The sequence below is a fragment of the Gemmiger formicilis genome, from assembly GCF_900167555.1.
GTDB classification, from domain to species: domain Bacteria; phylum Bacillota; class Clostridia; order Oscillospirales; family Ruminococcaceae; genus Gemmiger; species Gemmiger formicilis.
Genome location: NZ_FUYF01000003.1, coordinates 178,416 through 197,206, shown reverse-complemented (window position 1 = coordinate 197,206; position 18,791 = coordinate 178,416). Strand labels below are relative to the sequence as shown.

Here is an 18,791-nt window from a genome sequence, read left to right as displayed (position 1 = left end):
TTGTATTTATGTGTTGAGATTGCTGTAAAGCAGCCCTGCTTTACAGCGCAACCTTGTGGTAAACCTTCTTGCCCTTCTTGATGACGACGCCCTTATTCAGCGCGTCAACGGTCAGAACAGCCTTCGGGTCGGTGACCTTCTCGCCGTCGACGAGGACGCCGCCCTGCTGGACAAGCTGGCGGGCTTCACGGTTGGAGCTGCACAGACCCGCGGCGACCATGGCGGCCAGCAGGCCGACACCACCGTCCTTGACAAGCTCGGCGTCCAGCTTCGTGCTGGGCATATTCTCGTGGTCGGCGGCACCGCTGAACAGGCCGCGGGCAGTGGCCTGCGCCTTTTCGGCCTCCTCCTCACCGTGGACCATCTTCGTCAGCTCGTAGGCCAGAATCTCCTTGGCCTTGTTCAGCTGCTCACCCTCCCAGTGGTCCATCTCGTCGATCTGCTCCAGCGGCAGGAAGGTCAGCATACGGATGCACTTGAGCACATCCGCGTCGCCGACGTTGCGCCAGTACTGGTAGAACTCGAACGGGCTCGTCTTGTTGGGATCAAGCCAGACGGCGTTGCCCGCGGTCTTGCCCATCTTCTTGCCCTGGGAGTCGGTCAGCAGCGTGATGGTCATGGCGTAGGCATCCTTGCCCAGCTTGCGGCGGATCAGCTCGGTGCCGCCCAGCATGTTGCTCCACTGGTCGTCGCCGCCGAACTCCATATTGCAGCCGTAATTCTGGAACAGATGGTAGAAGTCGTAGCTCTGCATGATCATGTAGTTGAACTCGAGGAAGGACAGGCCCTTCTCCATGCGCTGCTTGTAGCACTCGGCGCGCAGCATGTTGTTCACGCTGAAGCAGGGGCCGACCTCGCGCAGCAGCTCAATGTAGTTCAGGTCCAGCAGCCAGTCGGCGTTGTTCAGCATCAGGGCCTTGCCCTCGCCGAACTCAATAAAGCGCTCCATCTGACGCTTGAAGCACTCGGCGTTGTGGTCGATGTCCTCCTTGGTCAGCATCTTGCGCATATCGGTACGGCCAGACGGGTCACCGATCATCGTCGTGCCGCCGCCAATCAGGGCAATGGGGCGGTTGCCGGCCTGCTGCAGGCGCTTCATCAGGGTCAGGGCCATAAAGTGACCGGCAGTCAGGCTGTCCGCCGTGCAGTCAAAGCCAATGTAGAACGTGGCCTTGCCGTTGTTGATGACCTCCTTGATCTCCTCCTCGTCGGTGACCTGGGCAATCAGGCCGCGGGCCTTCAGTTCGTCATAAATCGTCATGGGTTTTACCTCCGTTTGTTGCGGCAAGGGCAAAAATAAAAGCCCCTGCCAAATGTGAATTTGGCAGAGGGCGAAAGTTCGCGGTACCACCTCTGTTTGCCCGTCCCTCACGGCGGCGGGCCTTCGCGGGTGCGGCAGACAAAGGGCTGCGTACACCCCAAGCGCTGTAACGTGCGCACACGGCACAGCCTACTGGCTTTCGCGTTCAGCCTGCTGCTCCGGGCTGTATTCCGCCGCCTGCACTGCCGACCCCTTGCACCAACCGGGGCTTCTCTGAAACATAACAGACGGGTACTGGCTCCCATCACTGCATTTAACAAGAGATACTGTATCATATCCAACACGGGTTGTCAAGGGGGGTGCATATAGAATGCGCCCGCAGCCGGCGCGAGGGTTATTTGGATTTCTCAATCAATTCCCGCGCACTGGCCAGGCTCAACTCGCTGACCTTGTCGCCGGAGATCATCCGTGCCAGCACCTCCACGCGGCCATCCATGTCAAGCGTGTGGATCTCGGTGAACGTGCGGTCCTTGCGGACATTCTTCTGGATCAGCAGCTGGTTGTCCGCAAACGCAGCGACCTGCGGCGTGTGGGTGATGCAAAGCACCTGATGCCCTCTGGCCGTCTGGTGCAGCAGCTGCCCGATGCGCCCCGCGGCCAGGCCGGAAACGCCGGTGTCGATCTCATCGTAGATGACCGTCGGCAGCGCGTCGCGGTCCGCCAGCGCGCTCTTGAACGCCAGCATAATGCGGGAAAGCTCACCGCCGGACGCGATCTTTGCCAGCGGCTTCGGCTCCTCGCCGGGGTTCGTCGAAATCAAAAATTCCACGGTATCCTGCCCGTGGGAGGACAGCGGCCCCCGCGTATGCTTGAGCGCAAAGCGGATGCCAGGCATGTTCAGAAATTCCAGCGCCGCCTTCATCTCCTTGTTCATGGCAGCAAAGCCTTTCAGGCGGCTCTGGGTCAGCTTCTCGGCAGCCTCCTTGGCGGCGGCATACAGCGTCTGCATCTGCGCTTTCAGCTCGGCGATCTTCTGCCCCGACGACTGGAATGTCTCCAGCTCTGCAGCGGCGGCCTCGCGCCGTGCAAGCAGCTCGTCGACCTCCATGCCGAACTTCTGCTTGATGCGGTAGATCGTATCAAGCCGCGTTTCGATCTGGTCCAGCTCCCCGGCGTCAAAGCCGTAGGCATCCAGCCGGTCCGCCAGGTCGGTAGCCAGCTCGCGCGCGCTGTAGTACAGGTCGTTCAGCCGCTCGGACATGGCCGTCAGCGACTCGTCGAGCCGTGCACTGTTCTGCAGCCCGTCAACGGCCCCGCCCAAGAGGTCTGCCGCGCCCGCCTGCTCACCGTCCTCGTCACCGGCCAGCGCCAGATGGGCGGCGGTGATGCCCGCCAGAATGCTCTGGGCGTGGGTGATGACGTTCTTGCGCTCCTGCAGCGTCTTTTCCTCGCCGGGCTGCAGGGCTGCGGCGTCGATGGTGTCGATCTCGGCGGTCAGTGCCTCAATGCGGCGCTGTTTGTCGGATTCGCTTGCGTTCAGGGCATCCAGCTGCCGCTTGACCGTGACCAGCTCGCGGTAGCGGCGGTAATACTCGGCGAACAAATCGCGGTTCTGGGCATACTGATCCAGCAGCCCCAGATGCAGTGCCGGGTTTGTCAGGCTCTGGCTGTCGTGCTGGCCGTGGATGGAGAGCAGCCCCGACGAAATGTCCCGCACCACCGCCGCCGTGGCGGGCATGCCGTTGACGCGGCAGCTGCCCTTGCCCTCGGCGTTGATCTCGCGGTACAAAAGCAGGTCGTCGGTGACCTCATAGCCGCATTTTTCCAGCTGCTTTTTGACGGAGGCCGGGATACTCTCAAACGTTGCCCAGATGCACGCCTTCTGTGCGCCGCTTCGCACCAGCTCACGCGAGGTGCGGTTGCCTAAAATCGCATTGATGGAGTCGATCAGGATGGATTTACCGGCACCGGTCTCACCTGTCAGCACGTTAAAGCCGGGGGTAAAATTCACCTCGGCTTTTTCAATAACGGCTACATTTTCAATTTTCAGGCTTGCCAGCATGGGGCAGCTCCTCCCTGTCGTTAAAATTACCCGCGGCGGGTGTACTGCTGCAGCTGCTTGCAGATGGCGGCTGCGTCATCCTCGCTGCGCATCAAGATAAAGAACGTGTCATCGCCGGAAAGCGTGCCGACGACATTGTCCCACTGCTTGGCGTCGAACACCTCGCACGCAGCGTTGGCCATGCCGGAAAAACACTTGACCAGTACCATGTGCCCGGCGTAATCCACCTTGAGCACCGACTCGCGGAAAATCATCTCAAACCGGCTGGGTGAATGCGTTACCTTGCCGGACGCAGACGCCGGCACGTAGCGGTAACGCCCGTCAGCGGTGGCTGTTTTGACCAGCTGCAGCTCACGAATATCGCGGGATACCGTGGCCTGCGTCACGTCAAAGCCTTCCTCCCGCAGGTGGGCCAGCAGGTCCTCCTGCCGGTCAATAGGGTGCTGTTCGATCAGGTCAAGAATTGCCTGATGACGTGCACTTTTCACAGGGATCATCTCCTCATCAATTTGTTTTCAATCGCATGGAACTGTTCCGCGTCGTCGAAGGCAATCAACCGCAGGCGCTGCCCACAGCCGGTCACCAGCAGGCTTTCACCCGGCAGCAGGTCGCACTGGGCGCTGCTGTCCGCACAGGCAAAGCTGCCGTCGCGGTTTTCGGCATCGGCGATAATTTTCAGATGGCGGTCAGCCGCAAACACAAGCGGCGCGGCGTGTACATTGTGCGCACAGACCGGCGTCAGGACCAATACGTCCGCGGCGGCGTCCAAGATCGGCCCGCCCGCCGAGAACGAGTACGCGGTGGAGCCCGTCGGCGTTGCCAGAATCATGCCGTCGCTGCGGTAGCTGCCCACCAATGCGCCGTCGCAGTACACCTTATAATCCATCGGGTGCAGCCGGGTCTGACCGAACACCACAAGGTCATTGATGGCGTCAGCCTGCCAACCGTGGGCCGGGGCCTCGGCGTGGAGCAGACGGCGGCTGGCAAGGGTGAACTCCCCCGCGGCCAGCCGTTTGAGCTTGGCCGTAAGCTCGCCGACCTCGCAGGTCGCCAGAAAGCCGGTGCGGCCAAGGTTGACACCCAGAACGGGCTTGCCGTGCTTCATGCAGGAAAGCCCGGCGCGCAGCAGCGTGCCGTCACCGCCGATGGTCACGACCTGGTCGGCGGCGCGGTAGGCATCTGCCTCGGGCAGAAAATGCACACCCGTCAGCCCGGCAGAACCAAATTCGTTCGCAAAGGGCTGCGGCATCAAGACCGGCACGCCCAGCCCGGCCAGCACAGCGGCAGCCTGCCGCGTAACGGCAAGCCCGGTGTCCTTGGTCGGGTTGGGAATCAGCAAAACCGACATTGTGTCAGGGTCCTTTCTCAGTGCAGATTGGGCGCTTTGTCCAGCGTATCGTGGGAGGCTGCGACGACCTTTTCAATCAGGCCCTCCGGCAGCGGCTGCGGGGTATCGCAGTGCTGGACGTACATCAGGTATTCAATGTTGCCCTCGGGTCCCTTAATGGGCGAAAAGTCCAGGCCCGCGGGGGTAAAGTGGTTCGCCATGGCATACCCCTCGGCCATTTTCAGTACCTCGCGGTGGGTAGCCGGGTCGCGCACGACGCCCTTTTTGCCGACCTTCTCGCGGCCAGCCTCAAACTGCGGCTTGACCAGGCAGACGCCGACAGCGTCCGGCGTGCAGATGGCGTCTGCCACCGGGAAGATATGCTTGAGCGAGATGAACGAAACGTCCACGCTGAAGAACGCAACCGGCTCTGTCAGGTCCTCAGGCTTTACATTGCGGATGTTCGTTCTTTCCATATTGATGACGCGCGCATCGGTGCGCAGGCTCCACGCCAGCTGGCCGTAGCCCACATCGACGGCGTAGACCTTGACCGCGCCGTTTTGCAGCATACAGTCGGTAAAGCCGCCCGTGGACGCGCCAATGTCCATGCAGACCTTGCCGTCCGGGCGCATCGGAAAGACCTGCATGGCCTTTTCCAGCTTGAGGCCGCCGCGGCTGACATAGCCGATGTCATGCCCACGCACCTCGACCTTGGCGTCGGGTGCGATCATCTCACCGGCCTTGTCGACCTTCTGCTCGTTGACAAAGACGATGCCGGACATGATGAGCGCCTTGGCGCGCTCACGGCTCTGTACCAGTCCGTTCTGGCACAGGTATTGATCCAGGCGAATCTTGCTCATGCCTGTTTCTCCTTTAAAGCGTTCAAAATATCTGTGCAGAGGGCCGCGGCGTCAAGCTGCTGATCCTTGCGCAGTTCGGGCACATTGGCGTGCAGCAGATGGCTGTTGTCCACGGCATGCAGCAGGAATTCGCCCTGCCAGCCGCATTGCTGCATGGCAAAGCCCAGCTGCTCGCCGATGCCGCCGGTGCGCACCGTATCCTCGGCAAACAAAATCGTGTCGTAGTGCTTCAGTGTATCGCACACACCGTCCGGCAGCGGGTAAAGCTGCGTCAGCTTGACGCAGTCCGCCTGCACGCCATGCTGGGCCAGCAGATCCTTGGCGGCAATGATCTCCTCGGTCTCGGCACCGTAGCTGACAAGTGCGACACGTGCACCATCGACGGGGTCCAGCACATCGTAGCGTGCGCCTGTGCAGGGCAGCGCCGCCAGTGCGGGGTTCTCGCCGCCGCGGGCATAGCGGATCATCCGCGGGCCGTGTGCCTCGCGCACAAGATAGGTCAGCCAGTAGCGCAGCTCCGCATAGTTGGCGGGGGCAAAAATCGGGATGTTCACATTCGAGAAGAACGCCACATCGTAAATGCCTTGGTGTGTGGCACCGTCGCCGGGCACCAGCCCCGCGCGGTCCACAGCGAACAGCACATCCAGCTGCATCAGATTGACATCATGGATGATCTGGTCGTAGGCACGCTGGAAAAATGTGGAATAGATGGCGACCACGGGCAGCAACCCCTGGCTGGCCAGGCCCGCCGCAAACGTGACAGCGTGTTCCTCCGCCATGCCGACGTCAAAGAAACGCCCGGGATGGCGGTGCTTGAAGAAGTTCAGGCCGGTGCCGTACTTCATGGCGGCGGTGATGCCGCACAGCCGCGGCTCGTCGTCGCCCAGATCTGCCAGCGCACAGCCGAACGTAGACGAGAAGGAATCCTTCGGTGACAGCTCGGGGTCAGTCAGATGGTTCAAATCGATGGACGATACGGCGTGGAACTCGCCGGGGTTCTCCTCGGCGGGCTTCAGGCCCCTTCCCTTTTTGGTGACGACGTGCAGGAAAACCGGCGCATACTGCTCGCCGCGCAGGTTCGTCAGCGTGTGAGTCAGCATGCCCACATCATGGCCGTCGATGGGCCCGATATACTGGAAGCCCATCTCCTCAAACATCGTGGACTTGTAGATGCCGCGGCGGATCAGCTGCTTGCCGCCCTGCAAGACCCTGACCAGCGCGTCACCTGCCACGGGGATGCGCTCGAGCGTCGTCTCCATGTGGGCCTTGACGTGGGAGTATTTCGGGTCGGTGCGCAGCTTGGTCAGATAATTCGCCATCTGGCCGACATTTTTGGAAATCGACATCTTGTTGTCGTTCAGGATGACGATCAGATTGTTCAGCTTGCTGACATTGTTCATGCCCTCGTAGACCATGCCGCCGGTAAACGCACCGTCGCCAACGATGACCACGACCTTGCCCGGCTCGTTCTTGAGCTTTTTGGCGCGGGCAATGCCGATGGCTGTTGACAGCGCCGCACTGCCGTGGCCGGCAATAAAGGCGTCACAATCGCTCTCCCGCGGGCTGGGAAAGCCGGAAATGCCGTTTTTGCGGCGCAGCTGGGCGAAGCCTTCGCGCCGCCCGGTCAGCAGCTTGTGGGTGTAGCACTGATGGCCGACGTCAAACAGCAACTTGTCCTGCGGAAAGTCCAGCACGCGGTGCAGGGCCACCGTCAGCTCCACAACGCCGAGGTTCGACGACAGATGGCCGCCGGTCTCGGAAACGCTCTTGATCAAAAACTGCCGGATCTCCTCACACAGGGCGGGCATATCGGACGCGGGCAGATTTTTTATTTCTCCGGGCGCATTGATGCGCTCCAGCAAGGGATAGCTCATATACGCACCTCGTTTTTACACCATCGGCATGGCAAAGCCCAGCACAATGCCGAGCGCCGCACCGGTCACAACTTCGATCGGCGTATGGCCGACCATTTCCTTCAGCTTTTTGCCGTGGGGCAGCTGGAACTGCTCAAACCCCTGGTCCATCCATTCGGTGAACATCCGGTTCAGCACCTTGGCCTGCTCGCCGGTCTCGTAGCGCACGCCCATGGCGTCATACATGACAATGATGGACAGCACCGCCGCAATGGCGAAGATTGGGGAATTGACGCCGCAGTACCGCCCCGTGGCAACGACCATGGCGCAGACCGTGGCCGAGTGGGAGCTGGGCATGCCGCCCGCACCCCACATACGCTCGGCAATAAAGCGGTGGAAGATAAACAGATTCAGAAGAACCTTAATAAGCTGGGCCAGCAGCGATGCACAGATCGCCGTAGCCAGCACAAAATTCCAACTCAGCGCAGCGCGCAGCAGTGGCATGGGATCACATCCTTATTTCTTACGTTCCAGCAGCTCCGCTGCCATCAGGCGCAGAAAATCTGCCCTGGGGCCAAGCGCATCCAGCGCGGCCAGCGCTGCGGTATTGTGGCGCTCGGCTTCCTCATGTGCGCCCTGTAAACCGTACAGCGTGATAAAGGTGGTTTTGTCGTTGTCGGCGTCGCTGCCCACGGGCTTGCCCAGCTCCTCCGTCGTAGAGGTGACGTCCAGAATGTCATCGACGATCTGGAAAACCAGGCCAAGCTCGGCAGCGTAGCGCACCAGCGCCTTGCGGGTGTCCGTGTCGGGGCGCACACCCGCGGCGGCACAGCCCAGCTCGACGGCGGCAATGATGAGCGCACCGGTTTTGTGGGCGTGCAGGTTTAAAAGCTCGGCCTCACCGGCGCGCACAGTTTCAAAATGCTTGTCCAGCTCCTGGCCGTAGAGCATGCCGCGGTCCCCGCCGCCTTTGGCCAGCAGCTGCACGGCCTCAATGCGGCTCTCGGCAGAGCACTTTGCATGGGCAAGGACCTCAAACGCTGCCGTGACCAGTGCGTCCGCGGCCAGCAGGGCCGTAGCCTCGCCAAACTGCTTGTGGCAGCTCGGGCGTCCGCGGCGGAAATCATCGTTGTCCATGCAGGGCATATCATCATGAATGAGCGAGTAGCAGTGCAGCATTTCCAGCGCACAGGCATAGTCCAGCGCATCGGCAGCGTCGGCACCGGCCAGCTGGCAGGCGGCCAGCGTCAGCACGGCGCGAACCCGTTTGCCGCCGCCCAGAAGGCTGTAGCGCGCGGCCTGCCCCAGCTCAGACTGCTGCGGCAGGTATTCATCGCACAATGCGGCCAGGCGCTTTTCGGTCAGACCGGCCCAGGCGGTAAGCTGCTGCTTATATTCCTCATGCGTCATGGGGCACCTCCACATCCGGGGCAAGGCTGGCGTCGATCTCCTCGACCTGCAGCCGGGCCTTGTCCAGCGCTGTATTACAGTAATGGATCAGCCCGGCGGCCTCGGCGTACAGCTTGACGGAATCAGCCAGCGGTGTGGCTTCATCCTGCAGCTGGGTCAGAAGTCCCTGCAGGCGGTCCATGCCTTCCTCGAAGGATTTGGGCTGCTTCATCGGGTATCACTCCCCTGTTTTTTGTTCCAAAGTGTGTACCGCTTCCACGCGGCATTCGGCGGCGGCTCTGGCACCGCGCAGCGTCACGGCTTCGCCGGGACGCAGTGTTTCGACGGCGCAGGGCGTGCCGTTTTGCTCCGGCAGCGCGTAGCCGCGGGCCAGCACCGCGTAAGGGCTCAGGGATTCCGCCACCGCAGCGGCGCTTTGCAGGCTGCGCTGAGCATCCTGCACATGGCGCTGTGCGGCCTGCCGGACAGCGGCCTGCGCAATGGCAAGCTCCTGCCCGCGGCGGTCTAACTGCTGGTGCTGACGCTGCAAAAGCTGCGCCGTGGCCAGCTGGTTAAACCTATTATAGCATAGATTGCAGCGATTCTGTATATTTTTTTGAATATTTTGCTGCAAAATGAATATTTTCTGCCGTACATCCCCCTGATCGGGCACGCAGAGCTCCGCCGCTGCGGACGGTGTCGGCGCGCGCAGGTCGGCAACATAGTCCAGAATCGAAGTGTCGATCTCATGCCCTACCGCCGAGACCACCGGCCTGCGGCAGGCGGCTGCCGCGCGGGCGATACGCTCGGAGTTGAACACCCATAGATCCTCTTTGCTGCCGCCGCCGCGGGTGACCAGGATCAGGTCGGGCCGCGGGTCGCGGTCCAGCCTGCGGATGCCGTCCACGATACTCTTTTCAGCCTCGATGCCCTGCACGCTGACGGGGGCCAGCAGCAATTTCACCATCGGCCAGCGACGGCCAATGACGTTCTGCACGTCCTGCCACGCTGCGCCGGTCTTGCTCGTGACAACGCCGATACACCTCGGTACGGCGGGCAGCGGGCGCTTGCGCTCGGGCGCAAACAACCCCTCGGCCTCCAGCTTTTTGTACAGCGCGTCAAACGCCATCTGCGCGGCACCCGCGCCGAAGGGCTTCATATAGTCAGCGTAGAGCTGGAACGCGCCGTCCCGCTCATAGATCGTGGCGCGTCCGTAGACGAGCACCAGCATACCGTTCTGCGGTTCGAAGTTCAAAAGCTGTGCCTGGGAGCGGAACATGACAGTTTTGATGGAGGCGTTCTCATCCTTGAGCGTGAAATACAGATGCCCGCTCTTGTAATGCCGCGTAAAGCCGGAAATCTCCCCGCAGACGATCAGATCGTTCAGTGGGTCGCATTGCTCCAATACGCGCTTTGCCAGCCGGTTCAGGCTGGTTACATTGATGTAGTCGGCCATGCGCCACACTCCCTCGCCGCCAGGATCGAGATGCCAATGGCATTGTCACTGGCAAATTTTCCCGGTACAAAATGTGCGTTCGGCACGCGGTTCGTCACATAGGTGCGGATCAGATCACTGCTCATAACGCCGCCCGCAAAAACCACGGGCAGACCCGGATGCTCGGCCAGGGCGTTGTTTGCCATCCGCACAAGCGTTTCGCCCACGCAGAGCAGACAGTATTTGCAGACATAGGGCGCGTCATGCCCGTCGGCCAGCAGCTTGGCGCACTGGTTCTCAAGGCCGGACAGACTGCACGTCAGCCCGTGTACACTGACCTTGGGATGGACTTTTTCTTTACACAAAGCGGCCTGCTCGCTGACATAGACGCCCGCCGGGAACGGAAAGCCCAGCTTGACGCCGAGGCGGTCCACAGCCTGTCCGGCGTACAGATCGCTGCTTGTGCCCAGCGGCGTGATGCGCTCGGCCCCATGGCACAAAAGAAGGTCGGTGGTGCCGCCGGAGACATGAAATACAAGTGACTCCCGCTCAAACAGCGTGAAATCCCCCGCCGCGTACAGCGCCGCGGCAATATGCCCCTGCTGGTGGGTCAGCTCGATGAGCGGCAGCGCGCGGGACAGGCTGAACGCCGTCGCGGCGCTGACACCGGCCAGAAAGCACGGCATATACGACCCCTCCACGGGGCGCGGCCTGGCGGACACGCCAACGGCCCTGACCTGCGTCAGGTCGGCCCTTGCGCCCAGCTCCGCCAGCATGGCGGGCAGGGCTGCCGTGTGGTGGAACAGCGCGTCACTCTGCCGCAGACCGAGCTGCCCTTCCTTGACGGGCAAAAACTTTTTGCAATCGCAAACAACCTCTCCGGCGTCTGTGTCAAACACTGCCAGAGAGGTTGCGTAATTGCTGGTGTCGATGCCCAGCGTCAGCATTGGGGTTCGGGGGTCTCGCCGCGCTCACGCGCAACGGCACCCAACAGGCCGTTGACGAACTGGTAGTCGTCCTCGGCACCGTATTTCTTGACCAGCTCGACAGCCTCGTTGATGGCGACGCCGGGCTTCTGTTCGTCGCCGTACAGCATCTCGGCCAGGGCCAGGCGCAGGGCAACCAGGCTCACGCGGGGCACGCGGGAAAGCGTCCAGCCCTTCAGGTGGGCGGTGATGATCTCATCCAGCTCGGCGGCGTGGTCGTTCATGGCGGCCAGCAGCTGGTTGGCGAATGCGTCTGGGGCGGCGTGCTCCTCGGCGGGGACCGTCGGCTCTTCGGGTTCAAACGTGGCGGCAAACGCCGTCAGGAAGGCCGTCTCGCGGGATTCGCGGCGGGTCAGCTTTTTCTCCATACGTAAAGTTCCTGTCTTTCCTTGATTCTCTTACTCTTTTTCGGCTGCGTCGGTCAGGCCCACGACCAGAACATCCACGCGGGACACGGTGATGCCCGTCATGTTCTGGATCGTCTGCTTGACGTTCTCCTGCACCTTTTCGCACAGGGGCATGACCTTGCTGCCGTACACAACGGTGAGGTGCACCGTGACGGTGGCAATGCCGTCCTCCATGACGACGGTGACCGGCTTCTGCAGGCCGGTGCGGCCCAGAAGCGAGCGGACGTTCTGGCTGGTGCCGGTGGCTACATCGGCAACACCGTCAACCTCCAGCGCGGCCAGACGCGCAATTTTTGCGATAACCTCGGTCGAGATCTGTAAGCTGCCGCCGATGGTATTGTGTACATCCATAGTGTGTACCCTCCCGTTGCAAACGGCCTTGCGGCCATAGTTCTACTAATATAAATCAGTGTACCACAAAACAGCACGGTTTGCAACAGAATGTTCAGTTATTTTACCTCTACAATCGTAATGTCCTGTGCAGTCAGCCCCTTGCACTGGCTCAAAAGCGCATCGCGGATGCGGGTGACCTCCTCGGCAGTCAGGGCATCGCTCTCGGTCATGACGGTCACATTGGCCTTGCTGCCCTCCAGATTCACCACGCAGTCGGTAAAGCCCTTCGACTTGATGAGCGTTTCCAGCTTGGTTTCAAGCGTGATATTGCTGATGCGGTCACTCAGCTGGGTCGTCAGCTGCTCCTTTTCCTCGCTGGTCAGCTTGGTGTCCTTCAGGGACTTTTTCAGGGTGTCCAGCGCCTCATCCCGCGCTTTGCTGCGCGTTAAGCGGGCGGACTCAAAAAACTCGGTGCCGGAATCCTTGTTTACGCTGACGAGCTGGGCCTCGCCGTAGTTCTTGTTGGCGGTTTCCTCAGCGCTCATCATCTGCGTATCGGCCCCGGCAGATGTCTCCAGCACGAGCGGATCGGTGATCGGCTCGGCGGCCTGGGCCGAGGTCTCCACGGCTTCCCCGGCAGTGTCTGACACGACCAGACTGGGCGGGGCCTCGCGGGAGAAGGACCAGTTCAGGTACACGGCGGCTCCCAGCGCCAGTGTCAGAACGACGGCAGTTGCGCCGCGGCTTTTCAGCTTGGCAGAAAGTTGCTTCATGGTGTTCCTCCCTCTAGTTGGCCGATGCCATTTTTGCAACGGTGATATGATTGGTGCCGATGCCGGTCAGTGCCTGCACCAGGGCGGTGACGCGGCTCTGCACGGCAGCACTGCCGCCGCCCTCGCAGACAACGGCGACGCCGAGCACGCGGGGCGTCTCGACGGTCTCCACAAGGCCGTCCGCCCCGCCGCTGCCCAAAAGTACATGGGTGGAGCTGCCGTCGCTGTCGGTGTCGGTAGCATAGATGCTCTCGCTGTCGGATTCCAGCGTGACCATGACGGCAGTCTTGCCCGCACCCTCCACACGGGAAATCAGTGCGGTCAGGCGGGTCTCCAGCTCTGCGGCATAGTCGGCGGTGCTGTCGGTCATGGCGGCTGGCGCGGCGCTCTGCGTGCTGCTGTCCGCGGGCAGCCAGGACGAGACCGCCAGCAGCAACAGCCCGGCCAGCCCCATGCAGACCAGCAGATTTACCCGCTGCTTTTCATCTGCCAGCGCTGCGCACAGCCGGGCGGTCAGCGGAGCCAGACGCTCCCGGGCGGTCATGGGGCAGCCTCCGCAAAGCGCCAGGGCAGCTCCCCCGCATTGACGGCGAGCAGGGCCTCAATGGCGGGCTTGTCGCGCGGGTCCACGGGCGTGATGACACATACGCCATTCTGCCAGCTGACCGCAGCGTTGATTCCGGCGTTCCGCAAAACCTCGCGCACGGCATCCACCGAGGCGGCCAGCGCAAGCTCCCGGCTGTAATCGGAGTAGTCGGCGGTGTCCTGCCCATCGGGCAGGCTGCGCAGCTCCCGCACAAGGCCGTCCCAGTCAAGACCGTGCACCAGCTGCACGCCCACTGTTAAAATATACAGCACCAGCACGGCATTTATGACGGATTTGAAGCCGTTCTCCGGCCAGAAAAGCCGCAGTATGCCCGCCAGCGCGGACAGCACGCAGCATCCCAGCGCTATGTGACGCAGTGAAGTCATCCCAAGCCCCCGTTCCCCGCCAGCAGCAACAGCGCCGTGGACAGAAAGATCATGAAGAAATACAGCACCAGCATGGACCCGCAGAGCCGTGCCCCCTCAAAGTAAAGGCGGCAGAGCTGTGCGCACTGCCTTTGACCGGTGGCCCCGGCCAGAATGCCCGCGGCGGCAAAGGCCAGCGCGCAGGCAAGGCACTGGAGCAGTACCGGGGCAAACAGCGCGGCCAGTGCCAGTAGCGCCGCCAGGGCCAGAGAACCCTTCAGCAGCTGTACGGCGGCGGCAGCGCCCGTCAGCGCTGCGGCTGCGGCGTCCCCGACAACGGGAATGACACCCTGCAAGACCCCCTTGCCGGTCCGCAGGGCCGCACTGTCCACCGTGGCCGCCAGTGCGCTTTGCAGCCCCAGCACGAGACTGAACAGCGCCCCGCAGCCCTTGAGCAGCCAATGCAGGCAGCGGGAAAACAGCGCGGCGGCATCCCCCATGCCGGGGTTGTCCCACAGGCAGGCCGAGACCGCAAAGCAGAAATACAGCTGCATGACAGGCAGAAGCAGCTTTTGGATGACGGCTGAAAGAAACCCGGACATGGCAAAAAACATGCCGCTGTAGACAAGTGCCCCCGACGTCTGCCCGCCCGCGGCGGCCAGGCCGCTGAACACCGGCACAAAGGCAGTCAGATAGGTGCGGCAGTCCTGCGCCGTCGCGGCGACAAGTTCGGTCAGCTGCATGGCAGCGGAAAGGCTCAGCGTGCCAAAGCCGAGTACCGCGAGGATCTCCACATAGGCGCGGTACGGGTCCCCGGCCAGCAGGCCCAGCAGCCCCGCCAGCAGCAGATACCCGGCGGACTGCGCCGCAAGGTGCAGTGCGGGATGCAAACCCTCGGCGGCCCAGGCACCGACGGTGTCACATAAATCGGAAAAGCGCCAGCGGGCGGCGTCGGATAGGTCAGTGCCGCCTTCGTCCAAGATGTCCCGAGTGCTTTTGGGCAATTCGCCGGACAGCTCGTCCGCAAACACAGGCGGCGGTACGGCCAGCAAAAGCACTACTGCAAATAGGCCGCAAACGAGCCGAGCAGCGATTGCAGCAGCGGCAGCGCCTGCAACAGCGCCAGCACCCTGCCGCAGAGCTCGATGGCGGTAGCCGCCGCGGAAAGCCCGGCCTCCTTGCAGGTATCGGCGGCAAGCTGCGCCACCAGCGCAATGCCCAGCACCTGCAAAAGCACTGCCGGGCTCTGCCCCTGAAAATACCCGTCCAGCGTGCGCAGCCAGTCGAGCAGAGGCTGGACCTGCCGCACAACGATGGCCAGCAGCCCCGCGGCGGTGCAGACCGAGACGAGGAACGCGAACGCGGGCTGGTCCTTTTTCAGGAGCAGGGTCAACACAGCCGCCACAAGCACTGCGGCGGCCAGCTTGCACAACAGCATCATAGCTCATAGCTCAAACAAGGCTTTGATCAGCACAAACAGGTCACTGATCTGCCGTACCAGCATCGACAGCACGACGATCAGCCCCGCCAGCGTGGTCATCATGGCCTGATCTTCCCGCCCGGAGCGGATGAGCAGCTGATTCAGAACGGCCACGATGATGCCGGTGGCGGCAATTTTAAAAACAAGGTCGATGTCCATAGGGGCCACTCCTTACCACAGCAAAATGGCGGCCAGTGCGCCGAGGTAGCCCCCCAGCCGCGGCCATAGCCTCCGGGCCGTGCGGCAGTGCTCCGCAGCCTCCGCAGACTGCGCCTCACAGCGCGAAGCCAGGCGGTGCAGCGTGGCACAGGCTGTCAGGCGCGGAGCCTCCTCGGCGGCGGAAAGGCTCGACTGCACCTCCTGCCGCAGTGCGTCCGGCATACAGGCAGGCGGTGTCAGCGCGGACAGGCTCTCCCCCGGTGCGGGACAAAAAACGGCAAACGCCGGGTCCTGCGCCGCGCGGCGTAATAGTTCCGGTCCGGTGAGCGCTTGTGCGTCCAGCAGCTCGGCCAGGTATGTAAGCAGGCGGGCAAAGCTGTGCAGCTGGCGGCGGCTGTTCTCGGCGCGGGCAGCGGCGGCAAAGCCGCCGCCCATCCCGGCCAAAAGCAAAAGCAGCGTGCCGAGCAGCCGCAAAAGCAGCGTCACAGCGTTACCCACTGCGCCACCGCACCGGGACGGGAGCGTCCGGACAGGAACACGGCCTTTGCAAAAGCACCGGTATCCAGCAGCGCGGCCAGCGCCGGCTTTTTGCGCAGTCCCGCCGGGTCGTCACAGTGTACCGTGGCAAAGAATACAACGCCGGAGGCGACCCCCTGTGCAACGGCCTCGGCGTCGCCGGGCGTGCCCAGCTCATCACAGACGATGACCTGTGGGTTCATGCAGCGCAGCGCCATGGCAATACCCTCGGCCTTGGTGCAGCGGGCGTAGACATCGCACCGAATCTGCGCTGCGCGGGGCAGGCTGCCTGCCTCACAGGCCATCAGCTCGCCGCGCTCATCAATGACGCTGACAAGTGCGTCCCCCTCGCAGAGCTTTTGCACAAGAGAGCGCAGCAGGGTGGTCTTGCCGCTGCCCGGCGGGCCGGCCAGCAGCAGCCCGCCGGTGGGGGCAACGGTCAGTGCTTCCAGCTCGGGCGGCAGCGGACAGGTCAGCCAGCGTGCAATGCGCAGATTGAGCGACGTTACGGCGGAAAAGCCGCCCGGCCCGCGGCAGCCCGCTACCCCGATGCGACAGCCGCCCTGCACGGTGAAATACCCCTGCTTCAGCTCGTCCTCATAGGCGTAGACCGAGCGGCGGCAGAGCTGCAGAAAGCAGTCCCGCAGGGTGTCGGTCTCCAGCGCGGCGGGCAGACCCGTTCCGGGCAGAAATTTGGCCGCGGGGCACAGTCTGCCGCGAATCGTGAACTGTACGGGCTGGCCCAGCCGCAGACGGATCTCCTGAATGTGCGGCGCATAGTGGGCATCCAGCTTGGCCAGCGGTGTGCGCAGTGCGGGCGGCAGGCTTTCCAGGATGCGGTAGTACTCGTCCATCGTTTCTTCACCTCACACTGCCAGTGTATGAGGGTGCGGCGCGGGGTAGAACAAAAAAGAGGACATCCCGTGGTGGGATGCCCTGTGGAAAGGTGTGTGCTGTTTTATTGCCCGTTATCCTTGATCAGCTGATACAGCCCGGCCTCGTCCAGTACGGGGATGCCAAGCGTCTGCGCCTTTGTCAGCTTGGAACCTGCGGCTTCACCGGCCACAACATAGCTCGTCTTTTTGCTGACCGAGCCAGCCGCCTTGCCGCCGTTCTGGGTGATGAGTGCCTCGGCCTCCTGACGGGAGAGTGTCGGCAGCGTGCCCGTGACGACAAGCGTCATACCGGCCAGCGCGGTGCCCTTCTTCTCGCCGGTCCATTGCATGTTCACGCCGTCGCGCACAAGGCGGTTCAGCAGGTCGGTTGTGCCGTCCTTTGCAAAAAATTCCAGCACGCTCTGGGCCATGACTTCGCCGAAGCCGTCGATCTCGCACATCTGCTCGGCAGTGGCCTGGCGCAGGGCGTCCATGCTGCCGAAATGCTCACCCAGCAGCGCGGCGGCCTTGTCGCCGATGTTGCGGATGCCAAGGCCGAAAATCAGCTTATCAAGATTGTTGCGCTTTGAGCCTTCGATTGCGTTCAAAAGGTTCTGTGCGCTCTTTTTCTTGAATTTGTCCAGCGTAAGCAGCTGCTCCTCGGTCAGAGTGTACAGGTCAGCTACCGTGGAGACCAGCCCCTTGTCGATGAGCTGTACGGCCACAGCCTCGCCCAGACCGTCAATGGCCATGGCGTTGCGGGACGCAAAGTGGATGAGGTTGCGCAGGCTCTGCGCCGGGCACTCTGGGTTGACGCAGCGCAGGGCTGTTTCGTCCTGCAAATGCACCACGGGTGCGCCGCAGCTCGGGCAGGTCGTGGGCATGGCAAAGGGCTTGTTGCCCGGCAGGCGTGCCGATACGCCGATGACCTCCGGGATGATGTCCCCCGCCTTGCGCACCTTGATGGTGTCCCCGATGCCGACGCCTAAGTTTGCGATAATATCGCCGTTGTGCAGGCTCGCGCGGGAAACGCTGGTGCCCGCAAGGAAGATCGGGTCGAACACAGCCGTCGGGGTCAGCACGCCGGTGCGGCCAACGGTGACCTCGATATTGCGCACGACGCTTTCCTTGACCTCGGGCGGATACTTGAACGCAATGGCCCACCGCGGGAACTTGTTCGTGCTGCCCAGGGTGCGGCGGGCGGCCAGGTCGTTGACCTTGATGACCGCACCGTCAATGTCAAATCCCAGCGTGCCGCGGGCCTCGCCGATGGCTTCAATTTCTTTAATAGCATCCTCGATATTCTCAAACACGCTGTACCGCGGAGAAACCGGGAAACCCAGTGATTTGATATAGTCCAGCGTCTCACGGTGGGTCCTGAAGGTGCGGCCCTCGCACTGCTGCAGGTTAAAGACAAAGATGGACAGCCCGCGCTCCGCAGTGATTTTGGAATCCTTCTGACGCAGTGAGCCGGCCGCCGCGTTGCGGGGGTTCTTGAACGGCGTTTTATCCTCCAGCTCCTGCTGCTCTTTTAATTTAAAAAACGCCGAGTGCGGCATATATACCTCGCCGCGCACCTCGAGAAAGTCCGGCGCGTCAGGCAGCTCGTGCGGAATGTCCTTAATGGTCATGATGTTCTCGGTCACATCCTCGCCGACGACACCGTCGCCGCGGGTCGAGCCGCGCACCAGCTGGCCCATGCGGTACTCAAGGCTGACAGACAGGCCGTCGATTTTGGCCTCGACGACGTACTCGGGCCGGATGCCTGCCTCCCGCACGCGGGTGTCAAACTCCCGCAGCTCGTCAAACGAGAACGCATCCTGCAGGCTCTCCATCTTGACGGCATGGGTCACCTTGCTGAATTTGCTGCTGGCCGTGCCGCCCACATACTGCGTGGGTGAGCTGGCCGTGACCAGCTCGGGGTATTCGGTTTCGATCTGCTTGAGCTCACGGTTCAAAGCGTCGTACTCGAAATCCTCCAGTTCGGGGGCGTCCTGGTCGTAGTATAAGCGGTTGTTTTTTTCTATGATGACGCGCAGTTCTTCGGCGCGTTTGCGGGCCTGCTCTAATTCCATATTGCTACACTCCGTTTGTTGGTATCAGCTTAGTATACCACATCTGCGG

Annotated in this window: 22 protein-coding genes; all 22 read right to left on the bottom strand. The window is 62.3% G+C overall.

Features of this window, described 5'->3' with window-relative positions:
* Window positions 1–40 precede the first annotated feature (40 nt).
* Window positions 41–1,261 (bottom strand): tyrosine--tRNA ligase, encoded by a 1,221-nt coding sequence (tyrS, locus tag B5D32_RS04115; protein WP_078783827.1) that lies wholly within the window; start codon window positions 1,259–1,261, stop codon window positions 41–43.
* Window positions 1,262–1,655: 394 nt separating this feature from the next.
* Complete coding sequence (recN, locus tag B5D32_RS04110) at window positions 1,656–3,323, bottom strand: DNA repair protein RecN (protein ID WP_078783826.1); 1,668 nt, start codon at window positions 3,321–3,323, stop codon at window positions 1,656–1,658.
* Window positions 3,324–3,349: 26 nt separating this feature from the next.
* Window positions 3,350–3,820, bottom strand: a complete 471-nt coding sequence (locus B5D32_RS04105; protein WP_078783824.1) for an arginine repressor — start codon at window positions 3,818–3,820, stop codon at window positions 3,350–3,352.
* Window positions 3,817–4,671: an NAD(+)/NADH kinase gene (locus tag B5D32_RS04100; protein ID WP_078783822.1), complete on the bottom strand. Its 855-nt coding sequence runs from the start codon at window positions 4,669–4,671 to the stop codon at window positions 3,817–3,819. Before B5D32_RS04100 ends, B5D32_RS04105 begins: the two co-directional genes overlap by 4 nt.
* Window positions 4,672–4,688: 17 nt before the next feature.
* Complete coding sequence (locus B5D32_RS04095; protein ID WP_078783820.1) at window positions 4,689–5,510, bottom strand: TlyA family RNA methyltransferase; 822 nt, start codon at window positions 5,508–5,510, stop codon at window positions 4,689–4,691.
* A complete protein-coding gene (gene dxs, locus B5D32_RS04090) occupies window positions 5,507–7,384 on the bottom strand; it encodes a 1-deoxy-D-xylulose-5-phosphate synthase (RefSeq protein WP_078783819.1) in 1,878 nt (625 codons plus the stop codon). Before dxs ends, B5D32_RS04095 begins: the two co-directional genes overlap by 4 nt.
* 15 nt (window positions 7,385–7,399) lie before the next feature.
* Complete coding sequence (locus B5D32_RS04085; RefSeq protein WP_078783818.1) at window positions 7,400–7,867, bottom strand: divergent PAP2 family protein; 468 nt, start codon at window positions 7,865–7,867, stop codon at window positions 7,400–7,402.
* A 12-nt stretch (window positions 7,868–7,879) separates the two neighbouring features.
* Window positions 7,880–8,773, bottom strand: a complete 894-nt coding sequence (locus B5D32_RS04080) for a polyprenyl synthetase family protein (RefSeq protein ID WP_078783817.1) — start codon at window positions 8,771–8,773, stop codon at window positions 7,880–7,882.
* Window positions 8,763–8,984 (bottom strand): exodeoxyribonuclease VII small subunit, encoded by a 222-nt coding sequence (gene xseB / locus B5D32_RS04075; protein ID WP_200805164.1) that lies wholly within the window; start codon window positions 8,982–8,984, stop codon window positions 8,763–8,765. Before xseB ends, B5D32_RS04080 begins: the two co-directional genes overlap by 11 nt.
* A gap of 6 nt (window positions 8,985–8,990) precedes the next feature.
* Window positions 8,991–10,208 carry an exodeoxyribonuclease VII large subunit gene (gene xseA / locus B5D32_RS04070; protein ID WP_078783816.1) on the bottom strand — a complete coding sequence of 406 codons (1,218 nt, stop codon included), beginning with the start codon at window positions 10,206–10,208 and terminating at the stop codon, window positions 8,991–8,993.
* Window positions 10,187–11,134: a tRNA (adenosine(37)-N6)-threonylcarbamoyltransferase complex transferase subunit TsaD gene (locus tag B5D32_RS04065; protein WP_078783815.1), complete on the bottom strand. Its 948-nt coding sequence runs from the start codon at window positions 11,132–11,134 to the stop codon at window positions 10,187–10,189. The genes xseA and B5D32_RS04065 overlap by 22 nt, the downstream gene beginning before the upstream one ends.
* On the bottom strand, window positions 11,128–11,541 hold the full coding sequence (gene nusB / locus B5D32_RS04060) for a transcription antitermination factor NusB (RefSeq protein WP_078783814.1): 414 nt from the start codon (window positions 11,539–11,541) through the stop codon (window positions 11,128–11,130). The genes B5D32_RS04065 and nusB overlap by 7 nt, the downstream gene beginning before the upstream one ends.
* Window positions 11,542–11,571: 30 nt before the next feature.
* Window positions 11,572–11,931: an Asp23/Gls24 family envelope stress response protein gene (locus B5D32_RS04055; protein ID WP_078783813.1), complete on the bottom strand. Its 360-nt coding sequence runs from the start codon at window positions 11,929–11,931 to the stop codon at window positions 11,572–11,574.
* Window positions 11,932–12,029: 98 nt separating this feature from the next.
* Complete coding sequence (locus tag B5D32_RS04050; RefSeq protein ID WP_078783812.1) at window positions 12,030–12,686, bottom strand: SpoIIIAH-like family protein; 657 nt, start codon at window positions 12,684–12,686, stop codon at window positions 12,030–12,032.
* A gap of 13 nt (window positions 12,687–12,699) precedes the next feature.
* The gene (locus B5D32_RS04045; protein WP_078783811.1) at window positions 12,700–13,230 is read right to left on the bottom strand and encodes a SpoIIIAG-related protein; all 531 of its coding nucleotides are present in this window, start codon (window positions 13,228–13,230) and stop codon (window positions 12,700–12,702) included.
* Window positions 13,227–13,658 carry a hypothetical protein gene (locus tag B5D32_RS04040; RefSeq protein ID WP_078783810.1) on the bottom strand — a complete coding sequence of 144 codons (432 nt, stop codon included), beginning with the start codon at window positions 13,656–13,658 and terminating at the stop codon, window positions 13,227–13,229. Before B5D32_RS04040 ends, B5D32_RS04045 begins: the two co-directional genes overlap by 4 nt.
* Window positions 13,655–14,689 carry a stage III sporulation protein AE gene (locus B5D32_RS04035; protein WP_078783809.1) on the bottom strand — a complete coding sequence of 345 codons (1,035 nt, stop codon included), beginning with the start codon at window positions 14,687–14,689 and terminating at the stop codon, window positions 13,655–13,657. Before B5D32_RS04035 ends, B5D32_RS04040 begins: the two co-directional genes overlap by 4 nt.
* A gap of 5 nt (window positions 14,690–14,694) precedes the next feature.
* Complete coding sequence (locus tag B5D32_RS04030) at window positions 14,695–15,078, bottom strand: stage III sporulation AC/AD family protein (RefSeq protein ID WP_078783808.1); 384 nt, start codon at window positions 15,076–15,078, stop codon at window positions 14,695–14,697.
* A 3-nt stretch (window positions 15,079–15,081) separates the two neighbouring features.
* The gene (gene spoIIIAC, locus B5D32_RS04025; RefSeq protein ID WP_078783807.1) at window positions 15,082–15,276 is read right to left on the bottom strand and encodes a stage III sporulation protein AC; all 195 of its coding nucleotides are present in this window, start codon (window positions 15,274–15,276) and stop codon (window positions 15,082–15,084) included.
* Window positions 15,277–15,288: 12 nt separating this feature from the next.
* On the bottom strand, window positions 15,289–15,762 hold the full coding sequence (locus tag B5D32_RS04020) for a hypothetical protein (protein WP_078783806.1): 474 nt from the start codon (window positions 15,760–15,762) through the stop codon (window positions 15,289–15,291).
* Window positions 15,759–16,646 carry an ATPase, T2SS/T4P/T4SS family gene (locus tag B5D32_RS04015; protein WP_078783805.1) on the bottom strand — a complete coding sequence of 296 codons (888 nt, stop codon included), beginning with the start codon at window positions 16,644–16,646 and terminating at the stop codon, window positions 15,759–15,761. Before B5D32_RS04015 ends, B5D32_RS04020 begins: the two co-directional genes overlap by 4 nt.
* 104 nt (window positions 16,647–16,750) lie before the next feature.
* Window positions 16,751–18,742 carry an NAD-dependent DNA ligase LigA gene (gene ligA, locus B5D32_RS04010; RefSeq protein ID WP_078783804.1) on the bottom strand — a complete coding sequence of 664 codons (1,992 nt, stop codon included), beginning with the start codon at window positions 18,740–18,742 and terminating at the stop codon, window positions 16,751–16,753.
* Window positions 18,743–18,791: the final 49 nt, after the last annotated feature.

Excerpts from the sequence above, each read along its gene's own strand:
- B5D32_RS04100 (WP_078783822.1), bottom strand. The coding sequence starts at position 4,671 with ATGTCGGTTTTGCTGATTCCCAACCCGACCAAGGACACCGGGCTTGCC.
- nusB (WP_078783814.1), bottom strand. The coding sequence starts at position 11,541 with ATGGAGAAAAAGCTGACCCGCCGCGAATCCCGCGAGACGGCCTTCCTG.
- dxs (WP_078783819.1), bottom strand. The coding sequence starts at position 7,384 with ATGAGCTATCCCTTGCTGGAGCGCATCAATGCGCCCGGAGAAATAAAA.
- xseB (WP_200805164.1), bottom strand. The coding sequence starts at position 8,984 with ATGAAGCAGCCCAAATCCTTCGAGGAAGGCATGGACCGCCTGCAGGGA.
- B5D32_RS04050 (WP_078783812.1), bottom strand. The coding sequence starts at position 12,686 with ATGAAGCAACTTTCTGCCAAGCTGAAAAGCCGCGGCGCAACTGCCGTC.
- recN (WP_078783826.1), bottom strand. The coding sequence starts at position 3,323 with ATGCTGGCAAGCCTGAAAATTGAAAATGTAGCCGTTATTGAAAAAGCC.
- B5D32_RS04080 (WP_078783817.1), bottom strand. The coding sequence starts at position 8,773 with ATGACGCATGAGGAATATAAGCAGCAGCTTACCGCCTGGGCCGGTCTG.
- xseA (WP_078783816.1), bottom strand. The coding sequence starts at position 10,208 with ATGGCCGACTACATCAATGTAACCAGCCTGAACCGGCTGGCAAAGCGC.
- B5D32_RS04055 (WP_078783813.1), bottom strand. The coding sequence starts at position 11,931 with ATGGATGTACACAATACCATCGGCGGCAGCTTACAGATCTCGACCGAG.
- B5D32_RS04045 (WP_078783811.1), bottom strand. The coding sequence starts at position 13,230 with ATGACCGCCCGGGAGCGTCTGGCTCCGCTGACCGCCCGGCTGTGCGCA.
- B5D32_RS04040 (WP_078783810.1), bottom strand. The coding sequence starts at position 13,658 with ATGACTTCACTGCGTCACATAGCGCTGGGATGCTGCGTGCTGTCCGCG.
- B5D32_RS04030 (WP_078783808.1), bottom strand. The coding sequence starts at position 15,078 with ATGATGCTGTTGTGCAAGCTGGCCGCCGCAGTGCTTGTGGCGGCTGTG.
- tyrS (WP_078783827.1), bottom strand. The coding sequence starts at position 1,261 with ATGACGATTTATGACGAACTGAAGGCCCGCGGCCTGATTGCCCAGGTC.
- B5D32_RS04085 (WP_078783818.1), bottom strand. The coding sequence starts at position 7,867 with ATGCCACTGCTGCGCGCTGCGCTGAGTTGGAATTTTGTGCTGGCTACG.
- ligA (WP_078783804.1), bottom strand. The coding sequence starts at position 18,742 with ATGGAATTAGAGCAGGCCCGCAAACGCGCCGAAGAACTGCGCGTCATC.
- B5D32_RS04105 (WP_078783824.1), bottom strand. The coding sequence starts at position 3,820 with ATGATCCCTGTGAAAAGTGCACGTCATCAGGCAATTCTTGACCTGATC.
- B5D32_RS04065 (WP_078783815.1), bottom strand. The coding sequence starts at position 11,134 with ATGCTGACGCTGGGCATCGACACCAGCAATTACGCAACCTCTCTGGCA.
- B5D32_RS04095 (WP_078783820.1), bottom strand. The coding sequence starts at position 5,510 with ATGAGCAAGATTCGCCTGGATCAATACCTGTGCCAGAACGGACTGGTA.
- B5D32_RS04015 (WP_078783805.1), bottom strand. The coding sequence starts at position 16,646 with ATGGACGAGTACTACCGCATCCTGGAAAGCCTGCCGCCCGCACTGCGC.
- spoIIIAC (WP_078783807.1), bottom strand. The coding sequence starts at position 15,276 with ATGGACATCGACCTTGTTTTTAAAATTGCCGCCACCGGCATCATCGTG.